The sequence below is a fragment of the Wolbachia endosymbiont of Atemnus politus genome (assembly GCF_013309895.1).
Genome location: NZ_JAAXCS010000001.1, coordinates 1 through 16301, shown reverse-complemented (window position 1 = coordinate 16301; position 16301 = coordinate 1). Strand labels below are relative to the sequence as shown.

The 16301-nt window shown below is 35.0% G+C and carries 14 protein-coding genes and 1 pseudogene; 4 read left to right on the top strand and 11 right to left on the bottom strand.

Going from position 1 to position 16301, the window contains the following annotated elements; translation table 11 throughout:
• Positions 1 to 61: 61 nt before the first annotated feature.
• From HET73_RS00070 to HET73_RS00055, 4 genes are all read right to left on the bottom strand, one after another.
• A complete protein-coding gene (locus HET73_RS00070; protein ID WP_174132613.1) occupies positions 62 to 1396 on the bottom strand; it encodes an alanine:cation symporter family protein in 1335 nt (444 codons plus the stop codon).
• A gap of 115 nt (positions 1397 to 1511) precedes the next feature.
• Positions 1512 to 2015 (bottom strand): protein-disulfide reductase DsbD domain-containing protein, encoded by a 504-nt coding sequence (locus HET73_RS00065; protein WP_174132614.1) that lies wholly within the window; start codon positions 2013 to 2015, stop codon positions 1512 to 1514.
• 279 nt (positions 2016 to 2294) lie between these two features.
• Positions 2295 to 3947: a chaperonin GroEL gene (gene groL, locus HET73_RS00060; protein ID WP_174132615.1), complete on the bottom strand. Its 1653-nt coding sequence runs from the start codon at positions 3945 to 3947 to the stop codon at positions 2295 to 2297.
• 100 nt (positions 3948 to 4047) lie between these two features.
• A complete protein-coding gene (locus HET73_RS00055; RefSeq protein ID WP_174132616.1) occupies positions 4048 to 4338 on the bottom strand; it encodes a co-chaperone GroES in 291 nt (96 codons plus the stop codon).
• A 128-nt stretch (positions 4339 to 4466) separates the two neighbouring features.
• Here HET73_RS00055 and ygfZ point away from each other — a divergent pair, with 128 nt between their 5' ends.
• Positions 4467 to 5267, top strand: a complete 801-nt coding sequence (ygfZ, locus tag HET73_RS00050) for a CAF17-like 4Fe-4S cluster assembly/insertion protein YgfZ (RefSeq protein WP_174132617.1) — start codon at positions 4467 to 4469, stop codon at positions 5265 to 5267.
• A gap of 857 nt (positions 5268 to 6124) precedes the next feature.
• On the opposite strand, the gene HET73_RS00045 is transcribed toward ygfZ, so the two are convergent.
• Positions 6125 to 7195, bottom strand: coding sequence for an FtsW/RodA/SpoVE family cell cycle protein (locus HET73_RS00045; RefSeq protein ID WP_174133841.1), 1071 nt, complete (start codon positions 7193 to 7195; stop codon positions 6125 to 6127).
• 4 nt (positions 7196 to 7199) lie between these two features.
• A complete protein-coding gene (locus HET73_RS00040) occupies positions 7200 to 7955 on the bottom strand; it encodes a class I SAM-dependent methyltransferase (RefSeq protein WP_174133840.1) in 756 nt (251 codons plus the stop codon).
• A 198-nt stretch (positions 7956 to 8153) separates the two neighbouring features.
• Between HET73_RS00040 and HET73_RS10030 the strand changes: the two are divergent.
• Together HET73_RS10030 and HET73_RS10025 are read left to right on the top strand one after the other, a co-directional pair.
• Positions 8154 to 8866, top strand: a pseudogene (locus tag HET73_RS10030) (MFS transporter).
• A gap of 77 nt (positions 8867 to 8943) precedes the next feature.
• Positions 8944 to 9303: a hypothetical protein gene (locus HET73_RS10025; protein ID WP_458694640.1), complete on the top strand. Its 360-nt coding sequence runs from the start codon at positions 8944 to 8946 to the stop codon at positions 9301 to 9303.
• Positions 9304 to 9373: 70 nt separating this feature from the next.
• On the opposite strand, the gene holA is transcribed toward HET73_RS10025, so the two are convergent.
• From holA to HET73_RS00010, 5 genes are all read right to left on the bottom strand, one after another.
• Positions 9374 to 10375 carry a DNA polymerase III subunit delta gene (holA, locus tag HET73_RS00030; protein WP_174132619.1) on the bottom strand — a complete coding sequence of 334 codons (1002 nt, stop codon included), beginning with the start codon at positions 10373 to 10375 and terminating at the stop codon, positions 9374 to 9376.
• Positions 10376 to 10380: 5 nt separating this feature from the next.
• Positions 10381 to 10572 carry a hypothetical protein gene (locus tag HET73_RS00025; RefSeq protein WP_174132620.1) on the bottom strand — a complete coding sequence of 64 codons (192 nt, stop codon included), beginning with the start codon at positions 10570 to 10572 and terminating at the stop codon, positions 10381 to 10383.
• Positions 10573 to 10682: 110 nt separating this feature from the next.
• Entirely contained in the window at positions 10683 to 11495 is an 813-nt protein-coding gene (locus tag HET73_RS00020) for a metal ABC transporter permease (RefSeq protein ID WP_174133839.1), read from the bottom strand.
• A gap of 1 nt (position 11496) precedes the next feature.
• Complete coding sequence (locus HET73_RS00015) at positions 11497 to 11862, bottom strand: Mth938-like domain-containing protein (RefSeq protein WP_174132622.1); 366 nt, start codon at positions 11860 to 11862, stop codon at positions 11497 to 11499.
• A gap of 3 nt (positions 11863 to 11865) precedes the next feature.
• A complete protein-coding gene (locus tag HET73_RS00010; RefSeq protein WP_174132626.1) occupies positions 11866 to 12732 on the bottom strand; it encodes a 4-(cytidine 5'-diphospho)-2-C-methyl-D-erythritol kinase in 867 nt (288 codons plus the stop codon).
• A 73-nt stretch (positions 12733 to 12805) separates the two neighbouring features.
• Between HET73_RS00010 and HET73_RS00005 the strand changes: the two genes are divergently transcribed.
• Positions 12806 to 16153, top strand: coding sequence for a UvrD-helicase domain-containing protein (locus HET73_RS00005; RefSeq protein ID WP_174132623.1), 3348 nt, complete (start codon positions 12806 to 12808; stop codon positions 16151 to 16153).
• Positions 16154 to 16301: the final 148 nt, after the last annotated feature.

Below are 16301 nucleotides of genomic sequence, written 5' to 3'. Positions count from 1 at the left end.
CGAGAATTAGTTAAATTTTTATAAATGGGGTTGCGTCACTCAGATAGTAACTGGCTGTATTTTAATTGGCACCTAATTTTAAATACCTGCTGCTCATAGCAAATACTTCTGGGTTTTTAGAAGTTAGCTTGAGTATAGCGAGTATGTTGATAAACAATAAAGCAGCGATCGAAATATCAGCAATATCCCAGAGCAATTGGACTTTACCTATCGCACCAAGCGGAATAATTATGGTAAAAATTACAATCCAGATTTTAGTGTATTTATCATTCATAGACACATAGCGTATTGTTTGTTTTGAGCAAAAGAACCAAGTAAAAATAGTAGTAAAAGCAAAACAAAACATTATAGCTATGATTAGATAGTCGATATAAGGCCAGTTCATAGCTTTTCTAAAAGCAAATATGCACATGTTAGTACTCTCTAAATCAGTTACCCAAGAATCTGTGACAAGCAGTACCATTGTTGTAATGAACACTATAAATGCAACTATAAAAGGCGATATTATTGTGATTAGACTCTGTTCAATGATAAATTTATTATTATTTTTCTTAGGAACAATTGAGGAGTGTACAATTCCTTCGAGGCCAAGCCCTATGTCTGTTGCAAAAATACCTCGCAAGGCTCCTACTTGAATAATAGTCAACATTTCCAACATCAAGCCTAAAGATAAGCCAGAGTTAAAGCTATTAGTTGTAAGAAAATTGCTTGTTATTAATTTCAGAGAAGGAATGATATTTTCACTAAACTTAAATAATATAATACCACAAAGCGTGAGGTAACTTACCGTCATTATCGGTATCATAGCCGATATAAAAATTTTAATTTTTTTTAAGCTGAGAGCTGCTACAACAAAAAATATTATTGCCATTATAATTCCACCAGCAATCACAGGCACATCTACCATGCTAAGTGGTATTGACAGAGAATTTACCTGAACAAGGTTACCAACAGTTATTGAAACCATCATCATAATAATTAGAAACACAATCGTGGCTTTTCTAGAGTTAAATGCATCGGCCATGTAGGCTGCAGGACCACCTATAAACCGTCCATTTTTTTCCTTTCTATTTTTTATGCTAAAGTAACAAGTAACATATTTTATCACAGAAGTAACCGCAATAATTATTGCCATCCATAGAATAGAGCCCGGGCCTCCAGTCTTTAGAGCAACAGCAGTTCCTGAAATATTCCCTACTCCTAAATTTCCTCCTAAGATTGTAAACAGGGCAGCTATAGAAGAAAATTTATTTTCCCCTCTTTTAGCTCCAATGAGCGAAAGTGCGTATGGCAACCTAAATATCTGTAGCCATTTTAGTTTAATTGAGAGATAAACACCAGCAATTAGTATCAGTAATATTGTCGGCAGTAATAAAATAAACTTTACTATATCCATCTACGTACTGAAGGTAAGCTTGAGTATACAAATAAAAGTCAAAAATACCTAAGCCTATTTTATGTGAAAGTTCATATGACTTTATGCTTGACCATAGACTAGATACGCATTGTACCTATTTTTCATACCACTCATTTATAAGTTGATTGACATCAGAATCTATAAAGTCCTTTAGTGGTTGCTTGGCTTTTATCTCAGCCTTTTTAGGGATGCACCTATCTTTACATATCGCATAATTTATATGTAAGTTAAGGTCAATATACCCTTGACTTGGAAACACGTTAATCTTGAAGGGAAATAATACCATATCCTTGTATACGTTACTGACAAATATCATTCTCCCTACTTTATCTTTATGTTCTTTTGGAGTAGGCCAATAAATATCTATATTTGATATGCTACCTTTGCAGTCAAAAGAAGTGGGAAGACCGAAATCTCCAGGGTCCTTATAATATATATGCCAACCTGGTTTTATTGTAACCTTTATTGCACCTTCAAGAGTAAGGTTTGCTTCATTCACCTTACCAATAAGCAAATCGAATCTTGCAACTTCTTCGCCAGCATATAATTGAGAACAAGAAAGAAGCAAGAACAATATTAAATATACATGTATTTTCATAAAGGCAATTCTACCCTTATATAATAAAGGAAATAATTTAGATTTTAGCTACTATAATAAACAATATTATATAAATTATTTATTAATATAATATTGTACTAATATAGAAATTTCGAGCTTACTAATTTCTATACTGCCTTTTGTTATCATAATATAAAGGAGTGAAAAGGATACAAAAAGTAGTGCCTTTCTGTACAAAGCACTGCACACAATAAAATATGAGATTTTTAAAAACTAGAGAGACATCCGTGGAGCAACTTGCTCCACGGTCTCATTTACTTAGAATCCATTCATTCCACCCATGCCACCTGCACCCATAGGAGATGAAGCGTTTTCATCCTTGTTTGGTATATCAACTATCATAGATTCAGTAGTAATTAGCACACTTGCAACAGATATCGCTGTTTCAAAAGCAATGCGGACCACTTTTGCTGGGTCAATAACACCGGCAGTGAATGCGTTAGCATAATTCATAGCCTCAACGTTATATATGAGCTCTTTATCATTCTGCTTAATCAAATGATCAATTATAACAGCAGCCTCAAGACCAGCGTTCTTGACTAACCTCTTGATAGGAGCACTGAGAACTTTCTTGATAATATTTATGCCTATTTGTTCTTCATCACTTGCACCTTTTAGCTTATCAAGAGCAGACGAAGCATAAAGAAGTGCAACTCCACCACCTGGAACTATACCTTCTTCAATTGCAGCTCTTGTTGCATGCAGTGCATCCTCAACTCTATCTCTACGCTCTTTGACTTCTACTTCAGTTACACCACCAACTTTGAGTACAGCAACGCCACCTGATAATTTTGCTAAACGCTCTCTCAGTTTTTCTTTATCGTAATCAGAAGTTGAAGTTTCAATTTGAGATTTGATCTGCTCAATTCTAGCTTTCACTCTGTCAGAATCGCTATTTTCACTGACAACTGTGGTGTTGTCTTTAGTAATTTTAACATTTTTAGCAGTACCAAGATCTTCGAGTGTGAGATCTTCCATCTTGATTCCAAGCTCATCTTTTATGACGTACTTAGCGCCCGTTAAAACTGCTATGTCTTCGAGCATCTCTTTTCTTCTGTCACCAAAACCTGGAGCCTTTACTGCAGCGACTTTTAGACCACCACGCAATTTGTTGATGACTAAAGTGCTTAACGCTTCACCTTCTATGTCTTCTGCGATGATAAGTAAAGGTTTACCAGACTTAACAACAGCTTCAAGAATAGGAAGTAAAGGTTGAATAATGTTAAGTTTTTTTTCGGTAATTAATAGATATGGATCATCGAGTTCCACAATCATTTTTTCATTGTTTGTGATAAAATACGGGGAAAGGTAACCACGATCAAACTGCATACCAGTAGTAAGCTCAACTTCTAATTCTTTTGAACCCTTACTTTCTTCAACAGTAATCACACCTTCTTTTCCAACCTTTTTAACGGCATCAGCAATGCTATTACCAATATCTCTATCACCATTTGCGGAAATTATTGCAACTTGTGCTACTTCATCTATCTTCTCCAAAGAAATCGTGCGAGACATCGATGTAATTTCTTTTAATAGTACATCTTTTGCCTTCTGCATCCCGTTTTTAATACTGACACGATCGTTTCCAGCAGCAATTGATTTTGTAGCCTCCACTATCATGTTGCTAGTTAGTATCGAGCACGTTGTTGTACCGTCACCAACTTTATCGTTACATTGAGAACAACTTTGAGCAAAGATGCTTGTTATTGCAGCATTCAATGGTTTTTCAGGCTTAATGCCCTTCATCACCTTATAACCATCTTTTGTAATTTCTGGTGCTCCATAGGGCTTATTAATCCCTACTGTTTTTCCTCTAGGCCCTGCAGTTACTGCTACTGTTGAGTCTACTATTGCTGCAACTTCACGAAAAGCTTCTTGCAACTGCTCGCCTGACACTACTACATTAGTCATTTTTACCACCTCTTGTTAATAAAAAATTCAGAAAATTATAATAAAATCACTTACAATGCACTATATTGTGCTTTGTTTAACTTAGTAAAAATAAAGGCTACTACTTAACAATAGCAAGTATATCGGACTCTTTCATTACGATAAACTTTTCATTGCCATGCTCTATCTCTGTACCAGCCCATTGACGATAAAACACTTTATCGCCAGCTTTTACAGTCAAAGCTACGCGTTCACCACCTGAACTGCGTGAACCTTCACCAGTTGCTATAACTTCACCTTTAGTAGGTTTTTTTTCAGCACTTGATGGAAGCACGATTCCACCTTGCTTTTCTTCACTGATAGGTTTGATTAGAACACTATCATCTAATACATTTAAGTTTACACTTGACATTTGTTTTTCCTCATCAACAAATTAACCTATAAGTTTATATATGCACTTGTAAGTTAGATTTCAAGGGCTGAAACTTTAAGAAGACGAACAATGTTATATAGTAAATTAGGTTTATTGACAGAAATTGTATGAGTTATATACCATTGCCAAGCCGCAGCGTAATAGTTTTATACGGGCCAGACACGAAAGATTTCCTGCAGGGTATTATAACAAATGATATCAATAAGTTGGATAGCCAAAAGGCTATTTACTCTCTATTACTCAGCCCTCAGGGAAAATACTTGTACGATTTTTTTCTTACCGAACATGGTAAATATATCCTACTGGAATGTGAAAACATGTACTTACAGCAAATAATTGAGAAACTAGATTTGCTTAAAACTTACCTGAAAGTGAAGATTAAAGACGTTAGTGCACTGTATAGAGTTGGAGTTTTGTTTAATACTAAGTCAACAGAATGTAATGAGTCACAAGTTATTTTTCAAGATCCAAGACATAAATTGTTAGGGATGAGAATAATACACAAAGACGAAATAAAGCAGCCAGTTGGGAATTTTACTCAATATGAGAAAGTTAGAATTCAAAACCTTGTTCCAGATGGAGCGAAAGATATGGTACAAAATTCGTCGTTTCCGCTACAATTTTTAATCGATAAAGTAAACGGTATAAGCTTGAACAAAGGGTGCTATATAGGCCAGGAAGTTGTAAATCGGATGAGCAGACAAGAAATATTTAGAAGAAAGCTTTATCTTGTTGAAGGGAACGATACACTGCCCAATATCGGCACTAAAATAATGAATGAAAATAATGAAGAAGTAGGAGAACTGCGCTCTAGTGTGGACAATATTGGACTTGTATTGCTTAATACTGGAAAAAGCCACGCAAATTTATATATTGATAGGGTTAGGTGCGTTAAGATCTTAAGATAGCGCATGGCACCGAAAATACCCCTTGACAACCCCCGCCAACCCTTTTATAATAAAGCTGAAGCTAATTATTTATCTTCTCTGTACAGATTAAACGACAAAAAAACTTATGTATCTGGCGTCTCATGTTTAATTTTTTGCATTATGTGCACCTCATGTCTTTTACATTGTTGTCTACATTACTAACTAGTGCTGTAAATTGCGCCTATTTGGGCGCTTAAAAAGATTAAAAAACGCCAACTGATAAAATGATAGTGAATAACTAGCTACCACAGGGTTTCTTTTGTCTTTTTTTCTGTTTAGTAAATTTCTTAACGTTTATAATTTAGACTAATTGTAGCTCAAAAGCAACTGAGTCGCGGTTATTAGACGTTTAGAATAAAAGAACGCCATGTTTGAAAGTTAAATGTAAATAACTAGCCACCCACGGGGGTTCTTTGCCTTTTTTCTTGATTTGGTAAATTTCTTAATGTTTGTAGCTAAGGCAATGTAAGAGCAACGAAAAAGGTGTCATTCCAGCACTCCTATGATGCCATTCCGGCGCTCCTATGATGTCATCCCTGTAAAGGTTTGGATAACACCATTATAAAGTGAAGTGAAATACAAGTTGGTAAAGTAAGAAATCTTTCTTCAGGTTCTCATTTTTTACTTTGGTTTCTTGAGTGAGCCTACTATAATAATAATATATTATGTTCAATTAAAAAGGGGTGGGTATGATTCCAAAAACACGTAAAGAAGCATTTGAAGTACTAGGTGTATGTAAGTCCCAGTCTATATCTTTTGCTTTTAACACAACTGCTTTCTTGGATATTTAGCATAAACAGGCTCTGCCGGCTCTTTCCGTAGATGAAATTCAAAGGTTAATGACGTTGGAAAGCCATGGTACACCTTCTAAGCGCAACACGCTCGCGAATACTCAATGTGATAGCTTGATTTCTGCTAAAAGACAACATTATGCCGAGTGCAATGCTTGAAGATAAAAGAGAAGAACCTCCATAGCTAAGTAATGGCAGAGTTATACCGGTGGTAGGAAAAATGCTCAACGTTACTCCTATGTTTATTATGAATTGTGTGATAAATTGAATTGATATGCCTAAAATCACTAGCAGATTAAATAATTCACTTTCTCTATATGCAACGTAGAGTGAACGGGCGGAAATGATGCCAAATAACATCAATGTAGCTAAGCACACAATCAAGCCAAATTCTTCTGCTAAAACAGAAAATACAAAATCTGTGTGGCAATCAGGAAGAAGGATTTTCACGGTACCTTCACCAGGTCCAACACCAGTTAATTGACCTTTTTTAAATGCTTCTAATGATTTTGTGACTTGAAAATTATCACGTTGTGCAAAAAAGAGAAAATTGTAGATTCTTTGCTTTATGTGTGGAAAACATAAATAAGCAGTCGTAATTCCAGTTGTAACTATTCCTACTATGCATAGGAAGTACAAAAGTGGTATATATGCAATAAACATTTGGCTAATAAAAGAATATGTCAAAAGCATAGACATGCTAAAATCAGGCTGCAAAAGTAACAATATAAAAACTAACAGGAATATTATGATTGATATGTGCACTTTAAATTTCATTCCGCTAGCCAGGACACTAGCTATAACAACAGAAAAAAATGGCTTCATGAACTCAGATGGTTGAATTGAAATTTTGACAATATGTAACCATCGTTTCGCCCCTTTTGCTTCTATGCCAAGTATTACCACGGCTGCCATTAAAATAATAAATAAAGTAAAACTTGCGAACGAGAGGTTAAGTATGGTTTTTGTATTGAAAAAAGAAAATGTTACTAAGGCAATCAATGACAGGACTATATAAACTATATGACGCCGTATAAAATAATCTTGTGGTAAGGAAAGACGCTGCGCAATTACAGGACTTGACGAATGAACAAGAACGAAGCTTATAATGAGCAAAAAACTACTGGAATGACAAGGTAGTAGTCCAGTGTTCGCTACCAGAGCTTGATATTAATTTTCTTCCAATGTATAATGCCACTATTCCATAGCTCATATTATGAAACTCAACATTCTGAAAGCCTGCCTCTGCAATTTCCATTTTAAACTCAGCCTGAGTTGGAAACTCTCTGTTGCTTTTCACTAAATATTCATATGAACTCCTGTCTTTAGCAACTATGCTACCAATTTTAGGAATTACTTTAAATGAATATAAGTCATAGAATTTTGTAAACATCTCAATTTGATAGTGCATAAGAGCAAACTCCAAACAGATAAATTGTCCATTTGTTTTTAATACCCTAAATGCTTCACTTAGAGCCTTTTTGCGGTCGGAAACGTTTCGATTACCAAAAACTACTGTGCAATAATCAAATTCGGAATCTTCAAATGGTAAACTTTCTGCATTTGCACACACCCAATTGAAATTGAGCTGATTTGAATTTATAGCTTTATCACGTCCTTCGCTTAGCATGTTTTGATTTATATCACATACTGCAACCTGAGCACTTGGTTCTTTTCTCACTATTCTTTTTGTAATTATCCATGCTCCGGTTCCTCCAGCGACATCTAAAACCTTAGAGTTTTTTGTAAAATGCACACTATTTACCATCTTATCCTTCCATAGTCTGTGTATTCCAAGACTCATTATATCATTCATGATGTCGTAGCGATTTGCTACAGAATCGAAAACCTCTTTGACTAATCGTGATTTATCCATGCTATCTATTCTATTAACCACTACACTATATATGGCAATTTTATGAAACTTTCATAGGTCTTTCAGTAGATCCCTTGTATAACTGTTTTAAATTTTAGCAGTTAAACTAATGTACTAATCAAAGAAAATTTATTATAATAAAATTTCTATAGCTCAGCGAATCATTAAGTGGCAATACAAAATATTATCTCTCTTATCATGATATTCTCTGTAGCAATTGTCGATATGGCAACTGACCTATACTCAGTCGCATTACCAAGTATTGCCGATCATTTTAAAGTAGAAGGCAGTGTAGTGCAGCTTACGATTAGCTTAAATTTAGTTGGACTTGCGATATCCGGATTAATTTATGGTCCATTATCCGACCATTATGGTAGGCGTCCGATAATGCTGATTGGTATGACATTTTTACTTTGGCGAGTATCATGTGTTACATAGCTGACAATATTGTGCTCTTAATACTGATTCGCTTTATACAAGGAATAGGAGATGTTGTTGCAGGTGTTGTCGGGTATGCAGCAATCAAGGATATGTACTCAGGTAGTGAGTACTCGTGGGTAATTTCAAAGTTAAATATGGTAGTAGCGCTGTCACCTGGGATAGCTCCAGTGGTAGACAGTTATATAATCTCAAGTGGATATAATTGGAAATTTTTGTTTTTTATTATATCATTCGCGGCAATTGTTATGCTCATTTTTATTTATTTTAAGTTACGAGAAACACTTACCATAAATAAGAATGAGGTCAGTATAACTGGTGTACTGACTAATATTCCTAAGCAATATATATCAATATTTAGAAATTATCGTTTCCTTGGGTTTTCAGCTCTCCATGGGTTAACTTTCATGTGGCATTGGGCATATATTGCTAACTACCCCTTCATATTTGAGTCCTTTTTTTCGGTTATCTAATATCAATCATAGTTATATTTCACATAGTTGGAAATTTGATTAATAGAAGATATGTACCAAAAATAGCGGTTAACAGAATGTTAATAATAGGTTTGATGTTGCGAATAATACCTGAGAGTTTACTGGTATACTTTTACTCTATAAATAAATTGAACGTATTTATCCTTCAAACTGTTTGGATTCCAAGAAATATAGGTATTGCACTAGTAATAAGCAATAACGTAACCTCTGCTTTAGAAACCATCAAAAGTATAGGGCTTGGTAGTGCAATTCTCTCATTTTGCAATATGATGTTCGGGGCCATCGGAGTATATGTAGTAGGAAAATTTTTTTCTTACGGTATTTTATCAAATTTACTATTAACAATAACATGTTCTACAATTGCGGTTCTTATATACTGTTTGCTCAAATATACTGAAAAAGACTCAAGGGGTTGATTTCTCGTTATAAGAGGAATTAAAAACAGAAAATAAAGATGTGTATGAAAACTATCAGATTTTTTAGTTGCTATCCAGTGTAGGCTACTTGCAGTATATGTTGAAAAATTGTTCTATGATCTAAATCAGTTTTTTTACAGGTAATTTCTAAGTTTATCAACTTTTCTAAGATCTTCTTGAGTTCTGAAAGTTGAAAATTTTTTAGGTGGGATTTAAAGCTTTGCAATTGTTTGAAGAATAACGGAGGACTCAGCTGATCAATTGCAGCTTGCTCGTTCATTCCACCTTGTATTGATAGCAAAACGTTTTCAAGACGTAGGAAATAATTTGATATAATGCGAATTAGCGCTATCGGTGAAAAATTCTCTTGTAATATCAATGCATCGGAAATTTTGATGAACCGTGCCATATCTTTATTTGCTATAGCAGAGCATAGATTATCAAGTGTGACATAGCTGCTGTTAGAAGCCGAAAGGCACAGCTCTATATCAGCAGGTTTAAGATCTTTTCTTTTCCCTAGATATAAAACTAATTTCTCAAGTTCCGAACATATAGGTAGCTTGCTATGATTAAAGTAAGATTGCAAATGGTAGACTACCTCATTTGTGTATTTTATATCATTTCGTTTCAAGTAATTTGATATAATGTCATAAAGATTACTACTACTATCCTTGTAGCAAGCAATTACACCAAAAATTTTTGAACTTTCCATATAACTTTTGGTTGCAGAATTATATGGAAGGTCGCTTGCTGTCATCATTACATAATGGCCACCTGCGCTATGATCCAATACGTTTTTTAACTCTTTAGATATACTCCCACCTACATTTATCAGCTTAACTAATTTTTTGTTAGTAAACATCGAAATGTTTGCTAACTCAGAAAGTAATAAGTCAGGTGACTTATTCACTGTTGCAAAGTCCATCACCTGAACTGAGTGCTCATCTAAATTGGCAATTATTTCTTGTACAAAAAAGTCAACCCTACCATTATCGCTCCCATGAATTAACACACCACTTAAGGTATCAGGTTTCTCTAGGAACTTTTTGATCTTAGATGGTATAACCTTCATGTCCTCTATATAATATCATTTTCATTTGATTGTATTTGAGCAGCTAAAGATTCTGAACTTTCTTGTACAGCATTATATGCATCACTTGCTGTATTTTGCGTGTCATCCGACCAATCCGTTTCCCTAAGGATATACTTATGATAAAACTTTTTCACAGGATTAGATATATATTTAGAAAAAAATCCTTCTTCGCTCATATTACTCACTCTATAAATTATAATTAGTACATAATAATAACATAGTAAAAACTACCTTATTCTAAAACAGTTGTACCATATAACTAATAAGTTACTAAATCATTAATACCCTAGAGCAGTAATCTATTTAATATCAACCTTATAAAATAAGCAATAATTAAATATGCAGCTGCAATAAGTATAATTACAGGCCCTGTTAATAAATCGAAACCCGCAGATAATATAAGACCTGACACTCCAGAGATCACAGAAAAAACTGTTGCAACAATAATCATCTGTATTGGAGTTTTTGAGATAAGCCTTGCAGATGCAGCCGGTATCAACAAAAATGCAGCGATGAGTAATATTCCTATTAATTGAGCAGACACTGCTATAAATATAGCAAGGGTAATTAAGAATTCTAGCCTAACCAAATTTACGTTTACTTTCTCAACTATTGCCAAATCTTGGTTGATTGAAATCACTAGCCAGTAGCGCCATCTAAATGCTAATATCAGAGTAACTACTACGGAAATTAGAAAAATTAACACTATGTCGCTCCGTTCCAGTGTTAATATGTCACCAAATAGCGAGCTAATAATGCTACTATTGCTCGATGGCAGAAAGGACATCAATATTAAACTTGACGATAAAACTACGTTAGTAACGATATTTAATACCGTATCAACAGAATATAATCTATTAAAATTAAGGGAAAGCAGTATTGCAAAAGCAATTGCTATAAGCATTATGCTGATTGAGGGACTAATCTTAAAGATTAAAGCCAGTGCAATGCCAAGTAACGAAGAATGGGATAAGCTATCACCCAGATATGATAACCTTTGCCATATCATAAATGATCCTAATGCACCTGTTATCAGGCTAATTATAACTATCGCAATCAGGCTGTTAATAAAAAAGCCCTGTGTAAATATTTCAAACATACTATATGGTCTTTAGATAAGTAACAACAAACCTGTCTTCGGACATCAGAACATTATGAGTTCTGCATGCAGAACCCGTTGTCATAAATTCGAAATTTAAACCTTTTTGTTCCATGAGATAGGATCGCACTGAAAGACTTGGTATATTGCGCGTTTTACCAGTACCTATTAACAAAATTTCTATCTCCTCTGTTAAAAAAGATTTAAAATGTTCCTTGCTATCTATATCACTTTCTTTTAGTTCAATCACCTTCTCAGGAAAAATTATAACTGAGCCACAATATTCTTGATTATTCACCAAAATTTTTCCTTTCCCGTAACTATCTATAAAGTTTTTATTCTTAGAGACTAAAGGAATTATATCCATAAATCAAACTATTAATTGGGTGTCACATACCCACCATTCTGGCTGCTTTTCTCTTATATTCACTGCAGCAGCTTTTGCGTTTTCCTCACTATCGAACATTCCAAAACACGCTACACCACTGCCCGACATGCGAGACAGTATAGAGCCTTTTTGTGACTCTAATGTTAATATCACATCTTTAATTTCAGGTACGAGACTCACCGCTATTTCCTGAAGATCGTTCCTCGTCTCTTTAAGAAACTTTAACAGATCTTTCTCAGCATCATCATTCCATTCAATTGGTTTGGAAAAATCCCCTTTATATTTGGAAAATACCTCTGGCGTACTCAAAAACTTTTTTTTCGGTTTCACCAGCACTACATTTGTAGGCAAAGAGAATTCTTTAACGGGGCATAACTCTTCACCAACGCCTCTAGCAAAAACTAGCTTATTATCTATACTTGCAGGAACATCAGCACCAACGCTGAAAGCTATTTCATTTAAGATTGATCTATCAATTTCCCATAATTTTCCTAGCGTACGTATCACAGCTCCAGCATCTGAGGAGCCACTGCCCAAACCTGCAGCAGTTGGTATATTTTTTACAACCTTTATAATGACTTTAGTACGTACAGGAGCATATCTAAGCAATAAATTAACCGCTTTCATTACGGTGTTATACTTGTTACTTATTTTGAGCTCAGAATTTACGAATTCAACTATAGAGTTGTCGTATCTAAAATCCTTTTCACCTACCTTTATTTCTAAGAAATTAGAAAGATTAGCAAAGACAAACAAGCCTTCAATTAAGTGATACCCTATTTCTTTTTTTTCTACAACATGCAAAAAGAGGTTAATCTTTGCAGGAGCCTTTACACAGAAACTTTTCATTTGTATATTCACTAACACCACTTCTATACATTATAACTGCAATGCCACTTTAGTCAAATTTTATATACTTCTGATGAGATCAAATGCTGTAAATCCTAATTTTTCTGTATGGGTAAATGCATCTGCTGGTACAGGAAAAACAAAAATCTTAATAGATAGAGTATTAAGACTTTTATTAGAAGACAAGAGAAACATTCTCTGCTTAACATTTACAAATGCTGCAGCAAATGAGATGGAGAATCGCATTCACAGCACTCTAAGTAGGTGGGCAACATGTTCAAATAGCGAGCTCTTAGAGCAATTAGACCTCTCCTTACTATCGTTCCAGCACCCTCCCCTATCATCCCAGCACCCTTCCCTGTCATCCCAAGTAGCCCAGACACTGGGACCAAAAAAAAATGAAGTTCTTGATTGTTACTTAACTCGAGCAAGAAAGCTTTTCTCTGAATTGGAAAATCTGGGCTTAACTATACAGACCATACATGCTTTTTGTTACAAATTAATTTCTAGCTTCCCTGTAGAAGCCGGCATTGCTCCAAATTGTACATTAAGCGAATGCAAAGAATTACATTCCATCGTATTTGAAAAAACGCTTTACAATGAGACCGTGCAAGATAGCATAAACTTTATCGCAGCTGAAATTGATGAAAACAAATTACGTGATTTGCTTTATACTTTGTGTGTAAAAAGGCTGTCATCAGCAAGCGATTTGGAGTACATCAAAGATAAACTGAGCGCCCCGGATGAAATTCATGGTTTACATAGTGAAACGATTGAGCACATAGAAAGATTAACCGAAATATTAAGCAAGGGCAGTAAAAGAGACCAAAGTTACAGTGCAATGCTCTCTGATTGGTATAACAGTACTAACAAAAAAGACATAGAAAGTCTAGTCAAGGTATTTCTAAAGTCAGAATCGCACGAAAAAAAAAACATATCATCCATAATAACAAAAAGCACTTTAGAAAAGTTTCCAGATGCAGAATGGATAATAGAAGATACTCAAAATATAGTGTTTACTCACATAAGAGATATTAACTCTTACCAAATATTCAAGAGAACCAGTAGTTTACTCGACGTGTTTAAAGTATACGTTGATTTATATAATAGTGAAAAATCAAAGAATGCATTGCTTGACTACAACGATATAATTGATCTAGCAACCAATCTTCTGGGCAACCTAGATTATAAAGATTGGGTATTGTTCAACTTAGATCAAAAAATAGACCACATCCTTGTTGATGAGGCACAAGACAATAGCATCAGTCAATGGAAAATTATAACAAATCTCTGTGATGAATTTTTTACCGGCGGTGACGAAAAGCGAACCTTATTCGTTGTTGGTGACGTAAAGCAATCCATTTACAGATTTCAAGGAGCAAATCCTCACCTATTCAACTACATGCAACAATACTTTCACACAAAAACCGGTTGGATATCATGTCAACTTGAAAAATCATTTCGCTCTACTCCGGAAATTTTAACATTTGTAGACAGATTATTTAACAACTTCCGTGAAGAGATATCTTTTGTTGATAGTGAAATAAAACACATTCCACATAGAGAAAACGATCAAGGATACATTGAAATTTGGCCGCTATTACCAAGGGCCAAAGAGGAAGAACAGCAGGCCTTACAAATTCATTTAACGCATAGGAAAGATTACGTAATAACAGACAGATTACTTGCTCAGGCAATAGCACACAAAATTCACAACTGGTTAAATGAAGGGCGAATTTTAGTTGCTAAAGACCGCCACATAGAACCAAGAGACATTATGATCCTAGTGCGACAGCGTAATGTGTTAGTTGATTACATAATAAGCGAACTTAAAAAAGCAAACGTGCCGGTTATAGGACGTGACTATTTTAGAATTATGGACTATATAGCTGTGCAGGACTTAATAGCTTTAGCCGAATTTTTGCTCCTTCCAACAAACGATTTGGCTCTTGCGAATGTTTTAAAATCACCACTATTTAATTTCACTGAGGACGATTTATTTAATGTTGCATACGATCGTAAAGAACAATCGTTATGGGAAAGAATTCAGGATTATTCTAGGGTTATCTATAGTGAATTAAACTACCTCATTAACTTATCTAACGCAGAATCATCTCTTACATTATTCACGCATGTATTGCGTACAGGCAGGAAAAAATTTGCTGCAAGGTTAGGTCTCGAATGCTTTGAAGTTCTAGACGAATTTATGAACCTTGTGTTGCAATTTGAAAACCCATCTCTTCAAGCATTTGTTCAGTGGATTAAGGAAAATAATCCAGAAATTAAAAACGATATGCAATCAGAATGCAATGCCGTGCGAATAATGACAATTCATAAATCAAAAGGTCTGCAAGCTCCTATAGTGTTTTTAGTTGATACAAACACGGTGCCAAGAAACAGTGAAAGCGTTGTTTTTGATGCAACGGAAGCACCATTTTGGTGTGGGAAAAACAACAACGCTTATTGTGATCAAGTAAAAAGAGAGAAAAAACTAGAGGATTATAATGAATATTTGCGTTTATTATACGTAGCACTCACACGTGCTGAAGATGAGTTATACACCTTAGGTAAAGAGCCAATGCAAAAGGGCTCTTGGTATGATATAATTACTAAGTATGGTGAACCATATGAGAAGAAACGAGCACAGTTATATCCAGTATTTAAAGAAAAAGTTGAAGTATTATGCGTGAATGCAAACTACCCTCACGTTTGTAAAAAACGTGATTATTTTGACGTTCCGGTAATTTCCCTTCCGCCAGCTTTAGTCCACTCTTCGGTGTCATTCCAGCACTCTCTCCTGTCATCCCAGCACCCTCCCCTGTCATCCCAGCACCCCCCTTTGTCATCCCAGTGCTTGACACTGGGATCCAGTACACAAGAAGGAAAGCCAGCTCACTCTCCTTCGTCATTCCAGCACGTGACGCTGGAATCCAGTGAAAAAAAGCCAGTGTCGGAGCACTGGGATGACAAAAAAAGGAGCACTGGAATGACAGATGGTTACGCAAGAGGTCTAATAATTCACAGCATATTGCAGTATATGCCTAAGATAGAGAAAGACAGAAGAAAGAATTGGGTCAGAAAATACCTCGATAGTATAAACACCAGGGAAGATAAAGATGAAATTTACAGTAAAATATTAGCCTTTAATGAAAAATATGATTATCTATTCGACTTAGAAGGTAAATCGGAAATTACATTGAGCGGAACGGTTGATGGTGAACCAGTATTAGCACGACTGGATAGGCTATGTATAACCCAAGATAAAGCAATCATAATTGATTACAAATCACACCGTAACGTTTCTGCTTCCTCATTAAATGAAATAAAAAAACAGATGTTGACTTATAAAACCTTAGTACAAGAGATCTACCCAAATAAGCAAGTAGAGTGCATGGTTATTTGGGTGGAAGACTTAATCTGACTTTTCTTGATTGCAATTAGCATATAACGTGTAGTGGAATGACGGTTTTTCAGATTGTCAGAAAATTTAATTGCAAATGAGATAAATAAAGACTGGTCATGTGCTAGGCTCTCCTAAGAAACTCCTTCAATTAACTTATCTTTTTTAA